This is a genomic window from Rhodococcus sp. IEGM 1307, from assembly GCF_030056915.1.
Taxonomy (GTDB): domain Bacteria; phylum Actinomycetota; class Actinomycetes; order Mycobacteriales; family Mycobacteriaceae; genus Rhodococcus_F; species Rhodococcus_F opacus_D.
Genome location: NZ_JASHKW010000006.1, coordinates 171,960 through 194,970, shown reverse-complemented (window position 1 = coordinate 194,970; position 23,011 = coordinate 171,960). Strand labels below are relative to the sequence as shown.

The following is a 23,011-nucleotide window of genomic DNA, read 5'->3' as shown; positions in this document are numbered from 1 at the left end:
TGTTCCGCTGGCCGTTCGTCTTACGGAACAGCGGACAGTCGAAGGTGGGGGCAAGTTCGTCCGCTATCGTTCACCTGCGTTCGGCGCCACCCACGCCGCGATCTGTGCCCGCGAGACAAATCCGAGTTTGGCGAGGATGTGCTCGACGTGCCCTTGCGCGGTTCGCTGGGATATCACGAGTTTGTCCGCAATCACTCTATTGGTCAGCCCCTGTGCCACTAGGTCTGCGACTTGCCGTTCGCGCGGTGTCAGGTCTTTGTTCGGACCGGATCGTGGTGGGTCACCGGCTGCTGTGCTTTCACCGAGCGCATAGGCCACCGCTTGCCTGAGGCTAAGACCTCGACCTTGTTGGACGGCCTTGCTGAAGGCTCGCTCGCCGAGTACGAGACGTAAGCGGGCCAGGCTCGATTCCTGACCTGCGTTGATGTTGTACCGATTCAGCCGTTTGGCTCCGGTGGGTTCCCCTAACTTCTCAATTGCTCCCATCAGCACCGCGGCGTGCTCGGTTCGGTGCTCGGTGGCGGCGATCCACGCGCACGTGTAGAGGCAGCTGGTTGCGGTCGAAGGGCTGTTGAGGCTTCGGCTCAGTTGTAAGCCTCGTGTCAGCAGCTGAGTCGCTTGAACGGGGTCGGTGCACGAGACAGTTGACCCGAGCGCTGCCAGGGCTTGCGCTTGGTGGACAGTTTCACCCAAAGGCTCGGTGATGGCGAGGATTTCTTCAAAGCAGGTCATCGCTCGTGCTCGGTCCCCGCACCGTCCGCACGCAACTCCCAGTCCGAGGAGCACCTCGAGGTGCGTATCGAGGTCTTCGGATGCTCGGCACGCGTCGAGGACCTTCTCGAAATGAGTGACAGCCAGTGCCGCATCGCCGCTCGAGAGTGCTAGTTGACCCTCGGTGCGGGTAACCAACTGCTCCAGGATCGGGTCCGCCATGCCCGCGGCGTATTTACGCGCTTTCGCCACGAGAGCGAAGGGATCGGTGCCCTCGCCCTGCAACGCGGCGAGCATGCCCTCGGTGCAGAGCGCTGTGACCTGCGATCTGGTTGGTTGCTCGACCTGGGAGGTCAAGGCCCGACGGAGCCATTGCCTACCTTCACTCAGGAGGCCACGGGAGATCCAAAAGCGGCGAAGAGCGTTGGCTATTTGCAAGCCGACAGGAGCGTGGATCGGATCAGCAAGGCAATACGTCATCGCGTCGCGGAGATTTGGTAGCTCGCGCTCCAATCGGGTGGTCCACTCTGCCTGCCTGGGGCTGAGCCATTCGGTGTGTGCCCGCACGGTCAGTTGTTCGAACCAGTCCCGGTGCCGTCGTTGCAACGTCGAGTACTCGCCGCTCTCCCGAAGCCTGTCCCGCCCGTAGTCGCGAACCGTTTCAAGCAACCGGTACCGGATGACACCGTGTGTCTGCTCTGGGATCAGGATCGACTTGTTGACCAGCGCGGCCAACACCTCTAGCAGCTCGTTCGGGCCGAACTCCCCAGCGCAGAGCGCCTCCGCCCCGTCCAGCTCGAATCCTCCTGTGAAGACCGAAACCTTTCTCCACACTTCGCGTTCGCGTGCCGTGCAGAGCTCGTGGCTCCAATCAATACACAGTCGCAGGCTCTGTTGACGAGCAGGTGTACCCCGGTTCGCAATGCTCAGAGGTCGGTATCGATCGCTCAGGCGAAGCAAGATCTGCTGCGCCGACAACACCCGCAACCCCGCAGCCGCGAGCTCGATCGGCAGCGGCAGCCCATCGAGCCGCTGACAGATTCGTGCAACGACAGCCTTGTTGTCCTCGGTCACGCCGAACCCTGGGACGGCGGCGCATGCACGCTCGATGAACAGCCGCACTGCCTCATAGCTGGACAGCCCTTGCGCTGAGCAAGATCGGTCCGGATCTGGAAAAGTCAGTGGCCGCAAGGGAAGCGCGGCCTCCCCTGCAATTGCCAAAGTCTCCCGGCGTGGCGAGAATGCGAAGTCTTGGGCACTTCCGGAGCAATGCCGCCGTCGGGGCCGCGACTCCATCAACCACGTGCTCGCAATTGTCGAGCACGAGGAGGAGCTGTCGGGGGGCGAGGTACTCAGTTAAGGCTTCGAGCGTCCTCGTGGCCGATGGCGTCTCGATACCGAGGGCGCCGGCTACTGTTTCGGTGAACCGCGTGTCGTCCTGCTGCTCACCGAGTTCGATCAGCCATACCCCGTCGGTGAACGCCCGGCTCACGTCCGCTGCCACTCGCAGCGCAAGTCGTGTTTTACCCACCCCGCCGAACCCGGTGAGGGTGACGAGCCGGAATGCGCTGAGAAGGCGTTTGACCTCGGCGACTTCGCTTCGGCGACCGACGAAGCTGGACAGCTCGAAGGGTAGGTTTCCTACCCTCGAGCCCGTAGGGAGTGACATGGACCGCTTCTTTCATCCTGTTACGGTTCGCGCAGGGTGTGACGTCGGCGGGTAAACGTGCGCGAGGTTGTGGGCGTTTCGGGCGAGGAACTGTTCCCGTAGGCGTAGCACCATGAATAGAGTTGCGCCGTAGCGGCGAGGGCATTGTGGTGTTGGATCGTCGCCGACGACCGGTTGTACTGCAGTGCAAGGTTGTTCAGGTTGCAGAGTCGGTAGAGGCGGAGTATCCGAGAATTGACTGTTGCGGTGATGAACTCAGTCCGAACCATCTTGTGGATCTGGGTTCGGCACCCGGAGTGGTCTTTCGTAATCGGATGTGGTGTTGGTCGGCTCGTGCTGGCTCACTGTGCGGAACGTTGGGCGGGGATAGGCAATGGCGAGTTGGCTTTCGAGATGCTGGCCGCATCCGCTGTCTCGGACGCTTTCCCAAAGCTTGTCGAAGAAACGTGGTCGTGACATCCCGAATCGTTGGAATGTCTCGTCATCGGGTGCTCCGCCATAGGGCGCCCAGATTCGTGCGAATCGGAGGATCTCCTCCGCCTCCCTGTCGTGAGGTGCCGGCACTTGACGATAGGCCTGTCGACGATGCCCCGTCCGGGATCTGCAGATGCGGTCGTCGGCCTGCGCGCGGTGGGGTTGATCAGCAGCAATGGGGGATGCGTCGGGGTGGTGTGTGGTCATGGTGGTTCCCTGTGGGTCGACTTCGGGCACGCGTGGTCTGCGGTCCGCCGATGTAGGCACCGGGGTGGTCGTATCGCTCTCCTATCGTGTGGTCTGGAGCCAGACCGTGGTGTCCGGTGGAACTGTGAGAGCGTCCGTCGGGGGGCCGGAGGAGAGGAGGACGGTTGCGCCGGCGTCGATCGGGGCGGGCCCGCTGGAGAGGTTCACGACGCACCGAAAGGATGGTCCCCGGTCGAAGGCGAGGACATCGGGGGCGCAGGGCTGCCAGGCGAAGTCGTCCCCGCGCAGGGCGGGCAGGGTGCGGCGGAGTCGGAGTGCGGTGCGGTAGAGGGTGAGCATCGAGTCGGGGTCCCCGGATTCGGCGGCGACGGTCTTCGACTTCCAGGAGCTGGGTTGGGGCAGCCACGGCTGGATGTCGTCGGCGGCGAACCCGAAGGGCGGGTGATCACCGTTCCAGGGCAGCGGGACCCGGCATCCGTCGCGGCCGCGGATGGTGTGCCCGGATCGTTCCCAGGTCGGATCCTGCAGCAGGTTTTCGGGGAGGTCGGTGACTTCTTCGAGTCCGAGTTCTTCGCCCTGGTAGAGGTAGGCCCCGCCGGGCAGGGCGAGCATAAGAAGGGCGGCGGCGCGGGCGCGTCGAGTGCCGAGGGCGAGATCGGAGTCGGTGCCGGCGGTCAGGGTCATGGGCAATGTGCTGGTGTCGGCGCGCCCGAATCGGGTGAGGTGGCGGGTCTCGTCGTGGCTCGACAGCACCCACGTGGCCGGCGCTCCGACCTCGCAGAGCGCGTCGCGGCTGCGGTCGATCGCGGCGCGCAACACTGCCGGGTTCCAGCCGGCTCGGGGGAAGTCGAAGTTGAAGGCGGTGTGCAGTTCGTCCGGTCGCACGTAGCGGGCCAGGCGCTCGGGGCTGCGGACGATCGCCTCCGCGACGAACATGCGGTCTGGCCCGTATGTGTCGGCGATGGTGCGGAACTCGCGCAGGATGTCGTGGAGGGCGTCGACATCCCAGTGCGGGTTGTCGACCCAGGTGCTGGATTCGAAACGGGCTCCGGGTGCGTGGCCCGCGTCGGGCAGGCCGGGGACCTTGGCCATGGCCGACACGGCGTCGATGCGCATGCCGTCGACGCCGCGGTCGAACCAGAACCGTAGGACGTCGGCGAAGTCGGCGCGCACTTCCGGGTTGGTCCAGTCGAGGTCGGGTTGTTCGGGGGCGAACAGGTGCAGGTACCACTGGCCGGGTTGTCCGTCGGGGTCGGTGGTGCGGGTCCAGGCCGGTCCGCCGAAGGCGCTGATCCAGTCGTTCGGAGGGCGCTCACCGGTGTCGCCGCGTCCGTCGCGGAAGAAGTACCGGGCGCGCTCGGGCGAACCGGGAGCGCTGGCCAGGGCGTCCTGGAACCAGCTGTGGGTGTGCGAGGTGTGGTTGGCGGGCAGGTCGATGATGATGCGGAGCCCGGCGGCGTGGGCGGCGGCCAGTAGGGTGTCCGCGTCGTCGAGGGTGCCGAAGAGCGGGTCGATGTCGCGGAAGTCGGCGATGTCGTAGCCGCCGTCGGCCATCGGTGACCGGTACCAGGGGGTGATCCACACGGCGTCGACGCCGAGGTCGACGAGGTACGGCAAGCGGTCCCGGAGGCCTGTGATGTCGCCGATGCCGTCGCCGTCGGAGTCGGCGAAGCTGCGCAGATACACCTGATAGATGACGGCGTCGTGCCACCACTGGGGTGATGTGGTCATGGTGTCCTCGGGGTTGGTGGGTCGGGAGTTCATGCTCGGTGCGGAGTCAGCCCTTGACGGCGCCGGAGATCATCGCCTTGACGAAGTGGCGTTGGAACAGCAGGAACACCACGATGGTCGGTGCCATGATCAGCAGTGATCCGGCGTTGAGGAGGACGACGTCGGTGGAATACTGGCCGACGAAGTTCTGCAGTGCGCCCGCCATGGTGCGTTTGCTGGGGTCGTCGATCAGGACGATGGCCTGCAGGAAGGTGTTCCAGGTCCACAGGAACAGCAGCAGGCACAGCGAGGCCAACGCCGGGACCGCCAGCGGGATCTGGACGTGGCGGAACGCCTGCCAGGGGCCGGCACCGTCGAGGGCCGCGGCTTCGGTGAGCTCTTTCGGCATGGACAGGAAATGCGCGCGCATCCAGAACACGGCGAACGGCATGAACGTGCCGATCAGGACCAGGATCAGCCCGAGGCGGGTGTTGAGCAGATTCATCTCGCGCAGCTGGTAGTAGAGCGGCACGATCGTCGCTTCCCGCGGGAGGGTCAACCCCAGCAGCATTAGCAGGAACACGACGGTGCCGCCGGGGACCTTCAGCTGCCCGAGCCCGTAGCCGGCCATCGCGGCGAACAACGCGGCGACCGGGACGACGCCGGCGACGAGGATGATGCTCGAGACCAGCAGGGGAGTCACCTCGGCGACGCGCCAGGCGTCGAGGAAGTTGTGCCACTGCGGGTTCGACGGCCACGACAGTCCCAAGGGGACGGTGCCCTGCGGTTGCAGTGCCGCCGACAGCATGCTCAGCAACGGCAGGATCGAGAAGATCATGGTGCCCAGCAGCAGGGCGAGTCCGGGGATGCGTTGGCGGACGGAGGTTTTCATGGCTATTTCTCTCTGAAGAAGCGCTGGATCGGCAGGATGACCAGCAGGATCAGGCCGGTCAGGACGACGGCGAGTGCGCTGGCGAGGCCAACGCGGGCTTCGGTGAAACCGAGTTGGTAGATCTGGACGCCGGGCACGGTGGTCGCGTAGCCGGGACCGCCCTGGGTGGACATGAACACGATGTCGAAGCTGGCGAGGGCGGCGATGATGGTGACGGTGACGCAGACCCCGATTTCGGCCCGCAGGGCGGGGACGGTGACGTACCGGAAGGTGCTGAAGAAGCCGGCACCGTCGATGCGGGCGGCCTCGTAGATCGCGATGTCGATCTTGCCGATGCCCGCCATGAGCAGGATGGTGCAGAATCCGAGCCCGAGCCAGGTGCCGATGATGCCGACCGCGGGCAGTGCCCAGTCGAAGTCGCCGAGCCACGAGCGGGTGAGGCCGCCGAGGCCGACGGCCGAGAGGAGTTGGTTCACGGTGCCGTTGCTCGAGAACATCCACACCCAGGCGACCGCCGCCGCGGCGCCCGGGATGATCTGCGGCAGGAACAGCAGAGTGCGGGTGAGGGTTCCGAGGCCGCGGATGCGGATCTCCTGGAGCAGTGCGGCGACGAGAAGTCCGCCGATGACCGGGAAGACGGTGAAGAACGCGATGAGGAAGAACGCGTGGCCGATCGAGGACAGCAACTGCGGGTCGGTGAGGACGCGGCCGTAGTTGCCGAGTCCGACCCAGCTGCCGACGGAGATGCCGTCCCAGTTGTAGAGGGAGTACCAGATGGTGGTCACAAGCGGCCGCAGGACGAAGACGGTGTACACCAGCGCCGCGGGGAGGACGAACAGCCATCCGGTCAGGGCTCGTTTGGCGCGGTGCCCCCGGTCGTGCCGGGTTGCGGCGCGGTGACCGAACGCCCGGACGGGGGAGGCCTGGGGGGTGTGCGCGGTGGAGGTCATCGGAGAAGGTCCTGCTGGTAGGCGGATTGGACGGCGGCCATCATCTGCCCGGGTGTGGTTCGGCCGGCGGCGAGCATCTGGACCTGCGGTAACCAGGTGCCGGACATGCCGTTGGTGGCGTTCTGGACGAACTGGACCTGGCCGCCCGAGGCGACCAGCCTGCCGAAGGCGGCCTGGATCTGAGCACCCAGCGATCCGGGCGCGGTGGCCGGGACCTTGCCGGTGCCGGCCGGGGCGAAACCGGCATCGACCGCGACCTGCCGTCCGGCATCTGAACGGAGGAAGTCCAAGAAGGCTGCGGCGGCGTTCTTGTCGTCCGAGCCCGAGGGGATCGCGAAGTTGGACACCGGATCCGACATGGCCAGCACGGGCGCCCCCGCCGGTGCCGGCGGGAGAACGAAGCCGACGTCCTCGCCCATCTTGGTCTGCAGGGTCGCGGCATCCCAGTTCCCGGAGGCGTAGAACAGTGCCTCGCCGGCGGCGAACCGTCCGGCGGCGGCGGTGGCGTCGGTGCCGTTGGTGTCCTGGGGGAAGTACCCCTTTGCGGCCCAGTCGGCCACGACCGCAGCCGCATCGACGCCGGCGGGGGTGTCGAGGGTGGCGCCGGGAGTGTTGAAGACCCAGTCGTTGACCGCGTCCTGGCCGAGGGCGGTGTTCAGCATCATCTGGACCAGGAAGGTGACCTGCGCGCTCTTGTTGCCGGCCATGATCGGGACCAGTCCGGTAGTCTTCGCCGCCGCGAGTGCCTGCTCGAATTCTTCGACGGTGGTGGGCGGTGAGGTCATTCCGATCCGGGTCGCGAGCTCCTCGTTGTAGTAGAGACCGGTCAGGGTGAATCCGCTGGCCATCGTGTACTGCGGGCCGGTGCCCCGGACCCCGGCGTCATCGACCCGGTACATGGCCATCTGCCCTTCCGGTAGCTCGTTCCAGCCGTAGGCCTCGGCCCACGGATCGAGTGCGGTGAGCTGGCGGTTGGCCACCGCCGCCGGCAGCGCGATGATCCGTGCGATGTCCGGCGGGTTGTCCGAGGCGAGCACCCGGGGCGCGTTGACCGCCTGAACCTCGTCCGGGTCATAGCGCGCGGTGATGGTCACGTTCGGGTGGCGCTCGGTGAACGCCGCGATCAACGCCTCGTCGATCTTCTTCAGCCCCGCCCCGTCGTACAGGGTCAACTCGATCGGGTCGGTACCGAGATCCGTGCTCACCGCTACCGGCTCCGTCGGGGCTGTCGTGGTGTAGCCGCTGCCCGGCGGCGCGCAGGCCACCGCCGTCGGCAGGATCGCGGCTCCGGCGACCGCGGCGAACCTGCGCGCCCACCGGCCCCGGTTCGAGTGGTGTGAGTCCATAGCTCCTCCGCATTGAGACGCGCATCACAATTCGGAAGCGCTTCCGAAGCGTATGTCGGAAGCGCTTCCGAAATCAAGGTCGGTCGGGCTACCATCGCCTCGTGCCCGATCAACCTGGTTCTTTGAGTCTCAGCGACGTCGCCCGGGAAGCCGGCGTCTCGCTGACGACCGCCTCCCGCGCTCTCAACGACTCGTACGGGGTTTCCGCGGCCACGAGAGAGAAGGTCCTCGCCATCGCCCGTCGCCTCGACTACGTGGTCTCCCCGGACGCGGTCCGCCTGGCCGGCGGGCGGACCCGACGGGTGGCGTTGGTCGTTCCCCATATCGAGCGCTGGTTTTTCGGCGAGATGGTCAATGGAATCGAGACGGTGCTCGCATCAGCGAACTTCGACCTGTTGCTGTACCAGGTCGGTGGCCCCGAGGATCGCCAGGACTTCTTCACCCGGTTACCCGCCCGCCGGAAGGTCGACGCCGTGGTGGTGGTCGCGTTCCCGGTGGATCAACGCGAGCGCGAACGGCTCGCACTGATGGGCGTCGGTATCGTCGCCGCCGGCGGCCAGAGCGCCGACTACCCCTATGTCTGCATCGACGACTACCACGCCGGGCGGCTCGCCGTCGACCACCTCCTGGAATCAGGACACCGGCGGATCGCCATGATCGCCGCCCACGACCCCGATCAGCCCGGGTGGCCGGCACGCTCCGGTCGATCGGAGGCGTATGTCGACGCACTGACCGCAGCGGGCATCGCTGTGGACCACTGCCTCGTCCGCGACGTCGACTGGGGCGGCCTCAACGCCGCAGAGGCGATGGCCGACATCCTCGACGCCACCCCGGAATCGGCTCCGACCGCCGTCTTCGCGCACAGCGACGAACTCGCCCTCGGAGCGATCCGAACACTGCGCCGCCGAGGCCTGCGCATTCCCGAGGACGTCTCCGTCGTCGGAATCGACGACCATCCGCTCGCCGCACTCACCGACCTGACCACCGTGCACCAATCCGTGCGCGAGCAGGGCGAGATCGCCGCCCGACTCGTCCTCGACGCACTTGCCCCCATCCCAGACGGGGATGCCCCCACCGCCGTCACCGCACCGACCACACTCGTCGTCCGCGGCAGCACCGGACCCGCACCGGATCACGCTCGGTCACTCGCGGCTTCTTCCGACGACCCACACCCCGAACTTGCCGGTAGCCGCCCCGCGGTTCCCGCGCACCCCCAGGAGAGATGATGCGACTCGCCCTTCCCGACCACTGGGTCTGGGACAGTTGGATGACCGACGACGGCACCGATTACCACCTGTTCTTCCTCCGCGCCTCGCGCGCCCTGCAGGACCGCGAACGCCGCCACTACCGCGCGACCATCGGTCACGCGACGTCTCCGGACGGTGAGCAATGGACCCTCACCGCCGACGCGCTGGCGCCCTCCGATGGCCCGGCCTTCGATGACCTCGCCACCTGGACCGGCTCCGTCGTCCGCGACACCGGCGGACTCTGGAGCATGTTCTACACCGGAGTGAGCCGGGCCGAGAACGGCCTCAAACAACGCATCGGCCGCGCAACCTCCCCAGACCTGCTGACCTGGACCAAGGACCCCGACCTCGTCCTCGAGGCCGACGGCCGCTGGTACGAACGCCTCGGCGAAGGAACCTGGCCCGACGAAGCCTGGCGCGACCCTTATGTCTTCGAACATGCCGGTCAGTGGCACATGCTGATCACCGCCCGAGCCAACACCGGCGACCCCGAGGGCCGCGCCGTCGTCGGCCACGCCACCAGCGACGACCTGAACCACTGGCACATCCAACCCCCACTGTCGGCGCCCGCCGGCTTCGGCGAAATGGAGGTGCTCCAAGTCCACGACGTCCAGGGAAAGCCAGTCCTGGTGTTTTCCTGCGCGCCCAAGAACGCCCGCGTGACTGCCGAGCACAGTGCGGGGACGTGGATCGCCGAGGGACAGTCCCTGCTCGGGCCGTGGAAGGTCACCGACGCGAAGAATGTCGACACCGCGGACCTGTACGCGGTGCAGATGCGGCAGGCACGAGACGGCAACTGGATGACGTGGGGCTTCAACAGCGACGGACCGCAATTCGGCACCATCTCGTCCTCGAGCTACCTCCCGCCCACCGCCACAGAAAGTTCGACACCGACGACCTGACACCACCGATACACCCGCGCCACAGACGCACCACCCCACCTCACTCACTCGGATCGTCCGGCACGTTCCTGCCGGTGGAGGGATTCAATTCTCATGGCAACAATCACCTATGACCGCGCGACCAGGCTCTTTCCCGGCTCGGACGTCCCCGCGGTCGATCAACTCGACCTGCACATCGAGGACGGCGAGTTCCTCGTCCTCGTCGGCCCGTCCGGCTGCGGCAAATCCACCTCGCTGCGGATGCTCGCCGGACTCGAGGACTTCGACGGCGGGCAGATCCTGATCGGCGGCCACGACGTCACGCACGCCGAACCCAAGGACCGCGACATCGCGATGGTCTTCCAGAACTACGCCCTGTACCCGCACATGACCGTCGCGGAGAACATGGGCTTCGCCCTCAAACTCGCGGGTACCGACAAAGGCGAGATCCGCAGGCGCGTCGGGGAGGCCGCCGACATGCTCGACCTCCGTGACTACCTGGACCGCAAACCCAAGGCCCTCTCCGGCGGCCAGCGACAGCGGGTGGCGATGGGCCGCGCCATCGTCCGGCAACCCCAGGTGTTCCTGATGGACGAGCCGCTGTCGAACCTCGACGCGAAACTGCGCGTGCAGACCCGCACCCAGATCGCCCAGCTCCAGCGCCGACTCGGCACCACCACCGTCTACGTCACCCACGACCAGGTCGAGGCCATGACGATGGGCGACCGGGTCGCCGTCCTCAAGGGCGGCGTGCTGCAGCAGTGCGCGTCCCCCCGCGAGCTCTACCGCCGGCCCGCGAACGTCTTCGTCGCCGGATTCATGGGTTCACCGTCGATGAACCTGTTCACGCTGCCGGTAACGGACGGCGGAATCCGCTTCGGCGAGCAGGTGATTCCGGTGCCGCGGGACACCCTGTCGTCCGCCGGCTCCGAGGTGGTGTTCGGGATCCGGCCCGAGCACGTCGAACTCGCCAACGCCGGCCTCGAACTCGAGATCGACGTCGTCGAGGAACTCGGCTCCGAAGCGTTCATCTTCGGACGCACCCAGGTGGGCGGACGGCACGAACCAATCGTGGCCAGGGTCGACTGGCGAAACCCACCGGAGAAAGGCCAGACCGTGCACGTCCGCATCGACCCGACGCACGCCCACCTCTTCGCCAACACTCCCGGCGGCGCACGGCTACCGCAATAGCAGCCACGGCTGCTGAGTGCTTCGTGCCTCGCGGCATGGACTGCCAGCATCAGATTCGCACCGACGTGCTCGGACAACCGGGCGATCTCGCCGTCGGGCCGCCACCGCCGCCCGCCCCTCATCAGGCCCGAGACGGAACCGAACCGGGAACACCCGTCACCGGCCCACCCCCTCCCGAACCAGCAGAGAAGCCTCCCGACATGACCACCACCACCACCTCCACCGCCCGATGCGACATCGCCGTCGTCGGGGAATCCCTCATCGACATCACGATCGGTGGCGACTGCACCCGCGAACGGGTCGGCGGTAGTCCTGCTCTCCTCGCGCGGAGCCTTCGCCGGCTCGGTATCGCCACCACCCTGTTGACGACGTTCGGCGCCGACCGCCACGGCCGCGCCCTCCACGGCGAGCTCACCCGCTGCGGCGTCCGAGTGGTTCAGGCAGGTCATCCCGCCGCCCGCACCTCCACAGTCACCGCCCACCCCGACCGACCCGACACCGAAACCGTGGTTCTCAGCTGGGATCTCGTCCACACCGACGTCCCGTCGTGTGATCACCTGCACGTCGGCTCCATCGCCGTCGTCCGAGCACCCGGCGCCGATGACGTGGCACGACTCGTCTCCCGCCGGCACCCGGACACGACCATCAGCTACGACGTCAATGTCAGGCCCTCAGCGATGGGCCCCCGGCACATCTCGATCGTACGAATCGACGAGATGATCTCCCGCAGCGATATCGTCAAGCTGAGCGACGCGGACCTGGAATGGGTGCGGCCGGGCGAGCGCCACGGTGACGCGATGCGGTGGTTGATGTCTCGGGGCCCGGCGATCGTGGTCGTCACCCACGGCGCGGCCGGAGCCACGGGCTACACCAGGAGCGGGTCGGTGCGTGTGCGTGGCCATCGCGTCGACATCGGCGACCCGGCCGGGGTGGGTGACGCATTCATGGCCGGACTTCTGCACGCCATGACCGGGCGTGGTCTGCTTGGCCGCAACACTAGTCGGCCACTGCGGGCGATCGACCTCGACGACCTCCGAGGCATCCTGCACCACGCGAACCTCTGCGCCGCACAGGCCATCGACGTCGCGTAGCGACGCACAACCGGGGGTACCGAACATACGTTCGATCGGTGCGACACCCACGAGCCTGCCGGCGACCAGTACGGCGACGACCGAAGCGCAGTCGTATCGCTTAGTGGTCATATCGCTCAGTACGGCCGTCACCGAGTCGCCCGGGGCGGCCGTGGGAACCCTCGTGCATGCATGCCAGAGCGCAGTCCGAGGTTCGGGCTCATCGTCGAAGGCCAGCAATTCGGACACCGGCACACCCTTTCCGAACGTGTTGTGGAGTGCCCTTCGATCCTGGCACGGGTGATACCGAAGCCGGCCACGTTCCGAGTGGAACCGGATGCACCCTCATTACGTCACAGTGACGTAATAAGGGTGCATGGGCGGAGGGAGGGGAGACCCGAAACCGAACATTCATTCGGAAAAGCGGGCCACTCGACGACACCGCCGAATTGGCCTTAGCGGTCCGGGGCCGCACATCCGGCGGCGTGAATATTATTCAGCGCGCCGACGGACGCATCAGCCGCGACGCTACGAGGCCGACGCATCGAGTCGGATACGCGGCGAACAAGTGCCGGACGGGCCCGAGGACCAGATCGACGCAGAACTGGCTGCGGGTAAACAGGCAGGCCAAATCCGGACCTCTGACCTGCGGCGATAAAATGCCACCTTTTGCCGATAATCGACATTATGTCAACTAGTGGATCGCAGGGCCTGCCCCGCGCCACCGGCGACCTCCACACCCGGACGACGGGTCGGCAGCGTCGTCGCGTCGAGCTCCGGGCGACAGCCGCGCACCCTTTCCGTAGACGCACCCGTTTTCGGCCTCGAGAACGCGCGCGGGAACCGAGAACGAGTGCGTCCGTCCCTGAACGCTGAGGAATCCGGCACGAAGTCATGGATGCGTCCTAGCCACAGCGGCCCGGAACGGCACAGCGCCCGACTCGCCGGGATGGACGTTAGGGCCGCGTCCTGACGCTTCTCCCCCGTGTCGATACTCCGGAATCTATCCGACAAGCATTGCACGACAACGGCTCTCGTGTTTTCCGCTGCGTTGACGGCGCCAGTGACGGAGTCTTCCCTACACCGTCACTGGCGCCGAAAGGCCACCATAACAGATAATCGAATGTATGTTCGATGTGTTGGCGGGACTCGGCACCTCCGCGCTGTCAGCGCGCGAACCCGGGCCGGAGAGCATATGCTTCCGGTCCCCCGCCGGCACACATCACGGAGCGGAGTGCACCATGACCATCACGATCTACAGCAAGCCGGCCTGCGTGCAATGCACCGCCACCTACCGCGCCCTGGACGACGAGGGGCTCGACTACACGATCGTCGACATCACCCGAGACCCCGACGCCCATGACTACGTAAGAGGTCTCGGCTACCTGCAGGCCCCTGTCGTCGTAGTGGGTGACGACCATTGGGCGGGTTTCCGGCCCGACCGCATCAAGGCGCTCACGTCAGCCTGACAGATACCGGCCTCGGCTCCCGGACGACGGCAGCGTCGACGGTGGAGGTCCTCATCGGCCCGACGATTGCTCGGCCCGGGGCGCTCGGTGCCGCGGGCGCACGTGCTCGAAGATCAGGATGGTTTCTGTCGAGGCGACCGCGGGATGTGCGCTGAGGTGGTCGAGGACGAAGCGTCTCAGCTCTTCACTGCTCGCGGTGGCGACGTGGATGAGGTAGTCGTCGGCGCCGGCGATGAAGTACACGTTCAGCACCTCGTCGACGGTGGCGAGTTGCTCGGCGAGCTGCCCGAGATGCTGTCTTGCGTTGGCCTGTACTCGAACTGCGATCATTGCCTGCAGGTCCCTGCCGAGGGTGGCGGGATCGATGTCGGCATGGAAGCCGCGGATCACTCCGCGATCGATCAGGGAACGCACGCGGCCCAGGCAGGTCGAGGGGGCGATGCCCGCGAGGGCGGCGAGGGCGTTGTTCGGGGTACGCGCGTCGCGCGAGAGTTGATCGAGGAGGATTCGGTCGATCTCATCGATCGGCGCCCCCGTTCGAACATCATTCGATCCCGAGCCTTCGCCAAACGGCGCGCCTGAAACATTCTTCTTCATCGGCTCAGTCTAGAGAATTTTGTTCTCTTACCTTGGCTTCCCTGCGCCGCTTGTTCACTATTGATGCCTGTCAGTCGAATTACTGGTCGTGAACCCTGGACATCCTCCCCCGACACCGAGATCGTCGCCCCTGGGCGTGATCGGAAAGGCTCACCATGAGCAACCCCCAGTCCCCGCCCGCGCGCCACCGCGTCGTCGTCATCGGATCTGGCTTCGGTGGGCTGTTCGCAACGAAGGCCCTCCGCCGCGCGGACGTGGACGTCACGGTGATCGACCGCACCACCCACCACCTGTTCCAACCCCTCCTGTACCAGGTGGCCACCGGCATCCTCTCCGAAGGCGAGATCGCCCCCTCGACGCGGTTGATCCTCAAGGACCAAGCCAACGCCGCCGTCCGACTCGGCGACGTCACCACGATCGACCTGACCGAACGTACGGTGACGTCCGAACACCTCGGGCAGATCACCGTCACCGGATACGACAGCCTCATCGTCTCCGCCGGGGCGCAGCAGTCCTATTTCGGCAACGACCACTTCGCCGAGCACGCACCCGGCATGAAGACGATCGACGACGCCCTCGAACTCCGCGGCCGGATCCTCGGCGCGTTCGAGCAGGCAGAGGTCATCACCGACCCGCGGGAGCGGGCACGCCTACTCACCTTCGTCGTCGTCGGTGCCGGCCCCACCGGCGTCGAGATGGCCGGCCAGATCGCCGAACTCGCACACCGCACACTCGTCGGGGCGTACTCCAACTTCGATCCCCGGGATGCGCGGATCGTCCTGCTCGACGCCGCCTCGGCGGTACTGCCGCCGTTCGGGGACAACCTCGGCTCCGAGGCGGCGGAAACCCTCGAAAAGCTGGGCGTTGAGGTGCGGCTGGGTGCGTCGGTGACCGACGTCGACGCCCACGGACTAACCGTTCGCGACACCGACGGCACCGAGCACCGCATCGAATCCGCCTGCAAGGTCTGGTCCGCGGGGGTGGCCGCGAGTCCCCTCGGTCGCCAGCTCGCCGAACAGTCCGGCGCCGACATCGACCGCGCAGGCCGCGTGGCCGTCGACGAAGACCTCACCGTGCCGGGCAATCCGAATGTGTTCGTTGTCGGCGACATGATGTCGCGTGATCGTCTGCCCGGCGTCGCCCAGGTCGCGATCCAAGGGGGTCGCTACGCCGCGAAACAGATCGCCGCCGAGGTCACCGCCGCAGCCAAGGGACGCCCGGTACCGGAACGGAACCCCTTCCGGTACCGCGACAAGGGCTCGATGGCAACCATTTGCCGATTCAACGCGGTCGCCAAGATCGGCGGCCTCGAGCTGACCGGTTTCCTCGCGTGGATCATGTGGCTGGCCGTGCACGTCGTCTATGTCGTCGGCTTCCGCAGCCGCCTCGCGACCCTGCTGTCGTGGGCCTGGACCTTCCTCGGCACCTGGCGCGGTCAACTGACCAACACCCACCAGCAGATCACCGCCCGCAACGCGATCGCGCAACTGCACTACCTCGAACGCCGCATCGAGGACACGGAAGCCGACGTCGCGCGGGCGAGCTGACACGACACCGACTTCGGTGTCCGCACGGGGGCCACCGTATGACTGCCAGCCCATCTTCCCGCCGGCGCTACCGCGATTGCGGCCGGCGGACCTCTTTGGAAACCTCGAAGACATGATGCTGGCGAATGCCTGCGAACTGTATCGCGACGCAGGTTTCATCGGGCAGCCGGCGGCCGCCGTCACCAGCCTCGCCTTCGTGATTGCCGGTCTCGCGGTCGTCGCGCGTCGTCCGCACGGCACGCCGACCGTGACGTACGGCCTCCTCGTCATCGCGGTCGGTGCCGGGTCGCTCGTTGCACACGGACCCAACCCACCATGGCAGGCCTACGCACACGACATCCCGATCGCGACACTTCTGGCCTTCCTCGCCGTCGACGCCGCCTCCGACCGGTTCGGCCGGCGGCTGTCGCCGGTGTGGTGGCTTGCCGTCCCGGTCGTGGTGATCCCCGCGGTGGCGGCCGGCCCGACGGCCTCCACGATTGTGCAGGCAATACTCGCCGCGGTCGCCGTGGGACTCGGTCTGGAACGCGCCCGCGTCCGTCCGCAGCTGCGGCGCATGACCGTCGTCGCGGCACTGCTTCTCGTGTCCGGCGCGCTGCTCGGCACCATCGGCGACCGGACGTCGATCTGCCGGCCGGGCAGTATCCTGCAGGGCCACGCGCTGTGGCACATTCTCGCCGCCGCTGGGTTGTGGCGGCTCGCGCCCACGATCGGGTCCACCGCCGACACGGTCGCGGCACGGCGCTCCCAGGCGGGCTCCAACGGCGACTTCCGTCGACCGACGACGTGACTGCGGGGTGCCACCCCTTGTGGTTTCGGCCAGCCGAACATTATGATTCGACCGTGAAAACAACGGGCTTCAAGGTGGGTGCGCGACGAGGGCCGGTAGCCGGTGCCGCGGTGCTGACAGCGCTTGCCACGGCGCTGATGCTGTCGGGATGCGGCACGGGTGACGGACCGGAAAACGACAAACCGGTGGTGTTGACCACGTTCACCGTTCTCGCCGATATCGCCGCGAACGTCGGAGGCGAGCACGTGACCGTCGAGTCGATCACCAAGGCCGGCGCGGAAATCCACGGATACGAACCCACCCCGGGCGATATCAAGAAGGCAGCCGAGGCCGACCTGATCCTCGACAACGGGATGAACCTGGAGGCGTGGTTCGCCCAGTTCGTCGACGGTGTGGACGTCGAGCACGTGGTCGTCAGCGACGGCGTCGAGCCGATCGCCATCGGCGAGGACGCCTACGCGGGCAAACCGAATCCGCACGCCTGGATGTCACCGTTGAACGTGCAGATCTACGTCGACAACATGGTCGCCGCGTTGAGCGAACTCGATTCGGCACATGCAGCCGACTATCGCATCAACGGCGACGCGTACAAGGCGCAGCTGCAGAAGGTGCAGGACGAGTTGGTCGCCGAGCTGGGGGCACTGCCGGTCAACGAACGGGCGCTGGTCACGTGCGAGGGAGCGTTCTCGTATCTGGCCCGGGATGCCGGGCTGACCGAGAAATACATCTGGCCGGTCAATGCCGAACAGCAGGCCACGCCCCAGCAGATCGCCTCGACGATCGAGTTCGTCAAGGACAACCGGGTTCCGGCGGTGTTCTGCGAATCCACGGTGTCGGATGCGCCGATGCAACGCGTCGTCGAGGCCACGGGCGCCGCGTTCGGTGGCACCCTCTACGTCGACTCGCTGTCCGAGGCGGACGGGCCCGTGCCGACGTACCTCGATCTGATCCGGCACGACGCCGACACCCTCACCGCCGCACTGAACGGGCAGCAATCATGACCACCCGGCCGGCCGTCGAGGTACAGGACGTCACCGTCCACTACGGCGATGTCCTTGCGCTCGACCAGGTCTCACTTGCCCTGCAGCCAGGACGCGTCTGTGGCCTCGTCGGCATGAACGGTTCCGGAAAGTCCACCCTGTTCAAGACGATCATGGGCACGGTCAAACCCGACTCCGGCACGGTCCGCATCAACGGCACGGCGCCGGCCGCGGCACGCAAGACCGGTGTGCTGGGTTACGTCCCGCAGAGCGAGGACGTGGACTGGACGTTCCCCCTCTCGGTGCGTGACGTGGTGATGACCGGCCGCTACGGGCACATGGGGCTGACCCGGCGGCCCGGCAGAGCTGACCGCGAGGCCGTCGACCACGCCCTCGAACGCGTCGAACTGACCGAACTGGCGGACCGGCAGATCGGGCAACTGTCCGGCGGCCAGAAGAAACGCACCTTCGTCGCCCGCGGAATCGCGCAGGGTGCCACCATCCTTCTCCTCGACGAACCGTTCGCCGGGGTCGACAAACGCTCCGAAGCCACCATCACCGCACTGCTGCGTGAACTCGCCGCCGCGGGTGCGGCGATCCTGGTCTCCACCCACGACCTGCACGCACTGCCCACCCTGGCCGACGAGGCGATCCTGCTGATGCGCACCGTCCTCATGCACGGTGACCCGACGGTCGTGCTGCAACCGGAGAACCTGGCGGCCGCCTTCGGCCTCGACGTCATGACAAGGACCTGAGAATCAATGGATGTCATCGACTTCTTCGTCGACCCGCTGCGCTACGACTTCATGGTCCGCGCGCTGATCACCACCCTGATCGCCGCCGTGGTGTGCGCGGTGCTGTCGTGCTGGCTGGTTCTGATCGGCTGGTCACTGATGGGTGACGCGGTCTCGCACGCCGTCCTGCCCGGCGTCGTCCTGGCCTACATCGTCGGCGCCCCGTTCGCGATCGGCGCGGTGATCTTCGGGTTCCTGGCCGTGGCACTGATCGGGGTGGTCCGCGACACCAGCCGCGTCAAGGAGGACGCCGCGATCGGCATCGTGTTCTCCACCCTGTTCGCGCTCGGGCTGGTGCTGGTCTCGGTCACCCCGAGCCAAACCGACCTCAACCACATCATCTTCGGCAACCTGCTGGGCGTGAGCCGGTCCGACCTCGTCCAGATCGCGATACTCGGGGCCGTCGTCTTCGTCGCACTGATCGTCAAGCGCCGCGACTTCACCCTGTACGCCTTCGACCCCACCCACGCCCACGCGATCGGCCTGAACCCGCGCCTGCTCGGGGCCGCGCTCCTGGGGCTGCTGGCCCTGACGGCGGTGGTGGCCCTGCAGGCCGTCGGCGTCATCCTGGTCGTCGCGATGCTGATCATTCCCGGGGCCACCGCGTACCTGCTGACCGACAGCTTCCACCGGATGCTGGTCATCGCCCCGGCGATCTCGGCGGCCTGCGCCGTCATCGGCCTGTACTTGAGTTATCACCTCGACACGGCCAGCGGCGGCATGGTGGTGCTGTCCCAGGGTGCGGCATTCGCGCTGGTCTACCTGTTCGCACCTCAGCACGGAATCATCGGTCGCCGGATCACCGCGTCCCGGCGACGCCGGTCACCGCGTGATGAACACGGGAACACCGAGAATCACGCGGAACGCGATTGGGCGCCGGAACCGAAGTCGTAGAACCGGCGCTCGATCGCGTTGCACACCGTCACTACGTAGGTCCATACCATTGGATAACTTATTAACCAATGGTATGTTCGCTGGGTGGCATCGGTTAACGGCGGACTGTTGTGGCCTCCTGTCGCCTACGAGCAGCATCCGTGGGTCAGCACCGCCGGCGACTACGGCTCTCGGCGCGAGCGGCGCCTCACTGCCGGCCCCTACCGTGCGGCAGTACCGGCGTTCATCGCGGAGCAAACCATCTCACTGAGCGGCGAGCTGCAATCGCTGACGGAGGAAGCGGCGACCGAGCTCACCCGTTTCGACGTCGAGGTCGGCCACATCACCGCCCCGTTCGCCTCCATTCTGCTCCGCACCGAGAGTGCGTCGAGCTCGGAGATCGAGAACCTCAGCAGCGGGGCGCGGCAGATCGCGCTGGCCGAACTCGGCGAGCACGCCTCCCGCAACGCCCGCCTGATCGTCGGAAACGTCCGGGCCATGCACGCCGCGTTGGAGTTGTCCGACTCCATCGACGCCGAGGCGATCCTGCAGATGCATCGCGCGCTGCTCGAACACGGCGATCGGAACATCGCCGGTCGATGGCGGCAGCAGCAGGTCTGGATCGGCGGCGGAAGCCTCGGACCCCACACCGCGCAGTTCGTCCCCCCGCATCATGACCGGGTTCCCGCACTGATCGACGACTTGATCGTCTTCGCCAACCGCGTCGATGTGCCCGTGATCGCCCAGATTGCGGTCGCGCACGCGCAGTTCGAAACCATCCACCCGTTCCCGGACGGCAACGGGCGTGTCGGACGCGCCCTGATTCAGGCGATGCTGCGCGGCGGACAGCTCACCCGCAGTGTTGCCGTTCCGGTGTCCGCGGGCCTACTACACGACACCGCAGAGTATTTCGACGCGCTCGGCGAGTACCGGTCCGGGAACGTCGAGCCGATCGTCCGGTCGATCGCGGAGGCATCGTTCGGTGCGGTCGCCAACGGTCGCACCCTCGTTCAGGACCTGGAAGCGGTTCGAGCCGACTGGCGCACCCGTGTGACGGCGCGGCGCGGCGCGGCGGTACACCGGCTGGTGGACGTGCTCCTTCGTCAACCGGTCGTCGACAACAAGCTCGTCACATCCACGCTCGGGGTGACCGGCGCCAACGCGCAGATCGCCATCGACCGCCTGGTCGACGCCGGGATCCTCACCCAGATCACCGACGGGCGACGGAACCGGATCTGGCAGGCCAAGGACGTGGTCCGGGTGCTGGACGAGTTCGCCGCCCGCGCCAAACGCCGCCGACACTGAATGCTCCGATCCCCGGCGGGTGCCGTCGAATGATCCACCGGGGGAACTTGACGTGTCGCCCGCCGCCGTTTATCCGCCCGCACCGCGGGTATCAACACCGTGACGTCCGGAGTGAGACCGCCGAGAACGAAGGTTCCGCTGATGACACTCGTGCCCCGGGCCGCGGTCACGCTGATCGCCGCAGGCCCCCTCGCCCTGTTCCTGGCCGCTCCCGTCGCCGCGGACCCACCCGACGTGACCCTGGCCGCCGCGGTGGCCGGGAGCACCGTCACGACGACCATCGCGAACGACACCGGTGCGGACATCGTGTGCGGACTCGGCGGGCTGCATGCGGCGGATGACATCGTGAACCCCGAGTCCGTGGCGGTGTTCCACGCATCGAATGTGGTGATCGGGCCGGGACCGCGGGACTTCGTGTTCGACGCGGTGCCCGACGGCGACTACCTGGTCCACTGGATCTGCAGTGAGAACGCGGGCCCCGGTGACGAGGTGTGGGGTTCGGCGCCGCTCCCGGAGACCGCATACGCGAAGCCGGCGACGGCGGAGCCTCTCCCCGTCACCGTGAGCACGGAAACGTGTTTCGGGTCGGTGTGCCTGCCGCCGGGCCTGGGTCTCTGACCGGCAGTCCGGGTCACCGGAGCGAATCGCGCTGTTCCCGAAGGAATTCCCGCTCGGCAGCGTTCGCGGTGCGGTCGCGCGCCGTCTCGTATGCGCGCGCCGCCTCGTCGGGACGTCCGAGTCGGCGGAGCAGATCGGCCCGCACCGCGTGGTACAGGTGGTATTTGCCGAGGTCGAGCTGGTCGACGAGGGCCAACCCCTGCTCCGGTCCCCTGACCTCGGCGACGGCGACCGCCCGGTTCAGGGCCACCACCGGACTCGGCGCCACCGACATCAACTGGTCGTACAACTGCAGGATCTGCCACCAGTCGGTGTCGGCGGCCGTCTCCGCGTCGCTGTGGACGGCGTTGATCGCGGCCTGAATCTGGTACTGCCCGGGGGTGTTCCGTCGCAGGCACTCCCGCACCAGCGACTGCCCCTCGGCGACGAGGTCACGATCCCACCGACTGCGGTCCTGATCGGGCAGGAGCACGAGCCGGCCGTCGCCGTCGGTGCGGGCGTCTCGCCGCGACTCGATCAGCACCATCAACGCGAGCAGCCCGGTGACCTCCGGTTCGTCGGGCATCAGCGCGGCCAGGACCCGGCCGAGGCGGATGGCCTCGGCGCACAGGTTCGCCCGCGTCAGCCGGTCCCCGGAACTGGCCGTGTAGCCCTCGTTGAAGATCAGATAGACGACGGCCAGGACGGCGCGGAGGCGGTCCGGCAGATCGGTCTCGCTCGGCACCCGGTACGGGATCCGGGCGTCCCGGATCTTCCCCTTGGCCCGGACGAGGCGCTGCGCCATGGTCGGCTCGGGGACCAGGAATGCGCGCGCGATCTCCGCGGTGCCGAGCCCGCCCAGGAGGCGGAGGGTCAGCGCGACCTGGGCGGCGGGGGCGAGCGCCGGGTGGCAGCACGTGAAGATCAGGCGTAGCCGGTCATCGTGCACGACGCCCTCATCCACCGGTTCGTCGCGGGCGAGCAACAGGGCGGCCTGCGCGTGGCGGTCGTGCCGGGTGGCCTCGCGCCGGAGCCGATCGATCGTGCGGCGCCGGGCGGTGGTGATGATCCATCCGGCCGGGCTCGGCGGCAGCCCGGACGAGGGCCAGCGCCGCACCGCCTCGGTGAACGCGTCCTGGACGGCGTCCTCGGCGATGTCGAGGTCGCCGAACACCCCGACCAGGACGGACACCGCGCGGCCGTGTTCCTCACGGAACACCCGTTCGATGTCGGTGGACCCGACCACGTCAGTCGCCGGCTCCACCGTGGTGTACGAACGGCCGGACCTCGATCGGGAGGGTCGTCGCCCGGGTGAGTTTGCGACCCCATTCGAGGGCGGCGTCCAGGTCGGGCGCCTCGACGATGGTGAATCCGCCGAGATGTTCCTTGCCTTCGGTGTAGGGGCCGTCGGTGAGGAGCACGTCCTCGCCCTGGGCCCGCAGCACGGTCGCCGTGGTGGGGGCGCACAGTCCCCCGCTGAACACCCACGCGCCCGCGGACACCATCTCCTGGTTGAGGGCGTCGAGGTCGTCGCCGATCTTCGCGAGGACGTCGGGTTCGGGAGCGGGTCCGTCGGGCTGGTACACGCTCAACAGGTACTGGGTCATCTCGGGTTCCTCCTCGGATCGGACAGCCGGCGACTGCGGATGTGGCCGGCTCTCACCTCCTATACGAACGTCACCCTTCCGAATCGACACCCTGGGCGGAGAAA

21 protein-coding genes are annotated in these 23,011 nt (G+C 67.2%); 12 read left to right on the top strand and 9 right to left on the bottom strand.

Annotated features, from left to right (window positions below; genetic code table 11):
- Positions 1–63 precede the first annotated feature (63 nt).
- The 6 genes from QM841_RS13800 to QM841_RS13775 form a co-directional block, all read right to left on the bottom strand.
- Positions 64–1,785 (bottom strand): ATP-binding protein, encoded by a 1,722-nt coding sequence (locus QM841_RS13800; RefSeq protein ID WP_283332412.1) that lies wholly within the window; start codon positions 1,783–1,785, stop codon positions 64–66.
- 52 nt (positions 1,786–1,837) lie between these two features.
- Positions 1,838–2,380, bottom strand: a complete 543-nt coding sequence (locus QM841_RS13795; protein ID WP_283332411.1) for an AAA family ATPase — start codon at positions 2,378–2,380, stop codon at positions 1,838–1,840.
- 762 nt (positions 2,381–3,142) lie between these two features.
- Positions 3,143–4,792 (bottom strand): glycoside hydrolase family 13 protein, encoded by a 1,650-nt coding sequence (locus QM841_RS13790; protein WP_283332410.1) that lies wholly within the window; start codon positions 4,790–4,792, stop codon positions 3,143–3,145.
- Between the two features lie 46 nt (positions 4,793–4,838).
- Positions 4,839–5,663, bottom strand: a complete 825-nt coding sequence (locus QM841_RS13785) for a carbohydrate ABC transporter permease (RefSeq protein ID WP_283332409.1) — start codon at positions 5,661–5,663, stop codon at positions 4,839–4,841.
- Positions 5,664–5,665: 2 nt separating this feature from the next.
- Positions 5,666–6,613 carry a carbohydrate ABC transporter permease gene (locus QM841_RS13780; protein WP_283332408.1) on the bottom strand — a complete coding sequence of 316 codons (948 nt, stop codon included), beginning with the start codon at positions 6,611–6,613 and terminating at the stop codon, positions 5,666–5,668.
- Entirely contained in the window at positions 6,610–7,959 is a 1,350-nt protein-coding gene (locus QM841_RS13775) for an ABC transporter substrate-binding protein (RefSeq protein ID WP_283332407.1), read from the bottom strand. Before QM841_RS13775 ends, QM841_RS13780 begins: the two co-directional genes overlap by 4 nt.
- Before the next feature lie 101 nt (positions 7,960–8,060).
- Here QM841_RS13775 and QM841_RS13770 point away from each other — a divergent pair, with 101 nt between their 5' ends.
- From QM841_RS13770 to nrdH, 5 genes are all read left to right on the top strand, one after another.
- Positions 8,061–9,185 (top strand): LacI family DNA-binding transcriptional regulator, encoded by a 1,125-nt coding sequence (locus QM841_RS13770; RefSeq protein ID WP_283332406.1) that lies wholly within the window; start codon positions 8,061–8,063, stop codon positions 9,183–9,185.
- Positions 9,182–10,108, top strand: coding sequence for a glycoside hydrolase family 68 protein (locus QM841_RS13765; protein WP_283332405.1), 927 nt, complete (start codon positions 9,182–9,184; stop codon positions 10,106–10,108). The genes QM841_RS13770 and QM841_RS13765 overlap by 4 nt, the downstream gene beginning before the upstream one ends.
- Before the next feature lie 93 nt (positions 10,109–10,201).
- Positions 10,202–11,278, top strand: a complete 1,077-nt coding sequence (locus QM841_RS13760) for an ABC transporter ATP-binding protein (RefSeq protein ID WP_283332404.1) — start codon at positions 10,202–10,204, stop codon at positions 11,276–11,278.
- A gap of 200 nt (positions 11,279–11,478) precedes the next feature.
- Positions 11,479–12,369, top strand: a complete 891-nt coding sequence (locus tag QM841_RS13755; protein ID WP_283332403.1) for a PfkB family carbohydrate kinase — start codon at positions 11,479–11,481, stop codon at positions 12,367–12,369.
- A 1,220-nt stretch (positions 12,370–13,589) separates the two neighbouring features.
- Positions 13,590–13,817, top strand: coding sequence for a glutaredoxin-like protein NrdH (gene nrdH, locus QM841_RS13750; protein WP_283332402.1), 228 nt, complete (start codon positions 13,590–13,592; stop codon positions 13,815–13,817).
- Between the two features lie 51 nt (positions 13,818–13,868).
- Here nrdH and QM841_RS13745 read toward each other — a convergent pair whose 3' ends face one another.
- Entirely contained in the window at positions 13,869–14,414 is a 546-nt protein-coding gene (locus QM841_RS13745; RefSeq protein WP_283332401.1) for an Lrp/AsnC family transcriptional regulator, read from the bottom strand.
- A 155-nt stretch (positions 14,415–14,569) separates the two neighbouring features.
- Between QM841_RS13745 and QM841_RS13740 the strand changes: the two genes are divergently transcribed.
- From QM841_RS13740 to QM841_RS13710, 7 genes are all read left to right on the top strand, one after another.
- On the top strand, positions 14,570–15,961 hold the full coding sequence (locus tag QM841_RS13740) for an NAD(P)/FAD-dependent oxidoreductase (protein WP_283332400.1): 1,392 nt from the start codon (positions 14,570–14,572) through the stop codon (positions 15,959–15,961).
- 112 nt (positions 15,962–16,073) lie between these two features.
- Complete coding sequence (locus QM841_RS13735) at positions 16,074–16,751, top strand: hypothetical protein (RefSeq protein ID WP_283332399.1); 678 nt, start codon at positions 16,074–16,076, stop codon at positions 16,749–16,751.
- A gap of 74 nt (positions 16,752–16,825) precedes the next feature.
- Positions 16,826–17,752 (top strand): metal ABC transporter substrate-binding protein, encoded by a 927-nt coding sequence (locus tag QM841_RS13730; protein WP_411194554.1) that lies wholly within the window; start codon positions 16,826–16,828, stop codon positions 17,750–17,752.
- On the top strand, positions 17,749–18,486 hold the full coding sequence (locus QM841_RS13725; RefSeq protein WP_061043113.1) for a metal ABC transporter ATP-binding protein: 738 nt from the start codon (positions 17,749–17,751) through the stop codon (positions 18,484–18,486). Before QM841_RS13730 ends, QM841_RS13725 begins: the two co-directional genes overlap by 4 nt.
- Positions 18,487–18,492: 6 nt before the next feature.
- The gene (locus QM841_RS13720) at positions 18,493–19,419 is read left to right on the top strand and encodes a metal ABC transporter permease (protein WP_283332398.1); all 927 of its coding nucleotides are present in this window, start codon (positions 18,493–18,495) and stop codon (positions 19,417–19,419) included.
- 84 nt (positions 19,420–19,503) lie between these two features.
- The gene (locus tag QM841_RS13715; RefSeq protein WP_283332397.1) at positions 19,504–20,703 is read left to right on the top strand and encodes a Fic family protein; all 1,200 of its coding nucleotides are present in this window, start codon (positions 19,504–19,506) and stop codon (positions 20,701–20,703) included.
- A 141-nt stretch (positions 20,704–20,844) separates the two neighbouring features.
- Entirely contained in the window at positions 20,845–21,321 is a 477-nt protein-coding gene (locus QM841_RS13710) for a hypothetical protein (RefSeq protein WP_061043110.1), read from the top strand.
- A gap of 13 nt (positions 21,322–21,334) precedes the next feature.
- Here the strand turns inward: QM841_RS13710 and QM841_RS13705 are convergent, their stop codons facing one another.
- The gene (locus QM841_RS13705; RefSeq protein ID WP_283332396.1) at positions 21,335–22,546 is read right to left on the bottom strand and encodes an RNA polymerase sigma factor; all 1,212 of its coding nucleotides are present in this window, start codon (positions 22,544–22,546) and stop codon (positions 21,335–21,337) included.
- A 1-nt stretch (position 22,547) separates the two neighbouring features.
- Positions 22,548–22,907, bottom strand: coding sequence for a YciI family protein (locus tag QM841_RS13700; protein ID WP_283332395.1), 360 nt, complete (start codon positions 22,905–22,907; stop codon positions 22,548–22,550).
- Between the last annotated feature and the right edge of the window lie 104 nt (positions 22,908–23,011).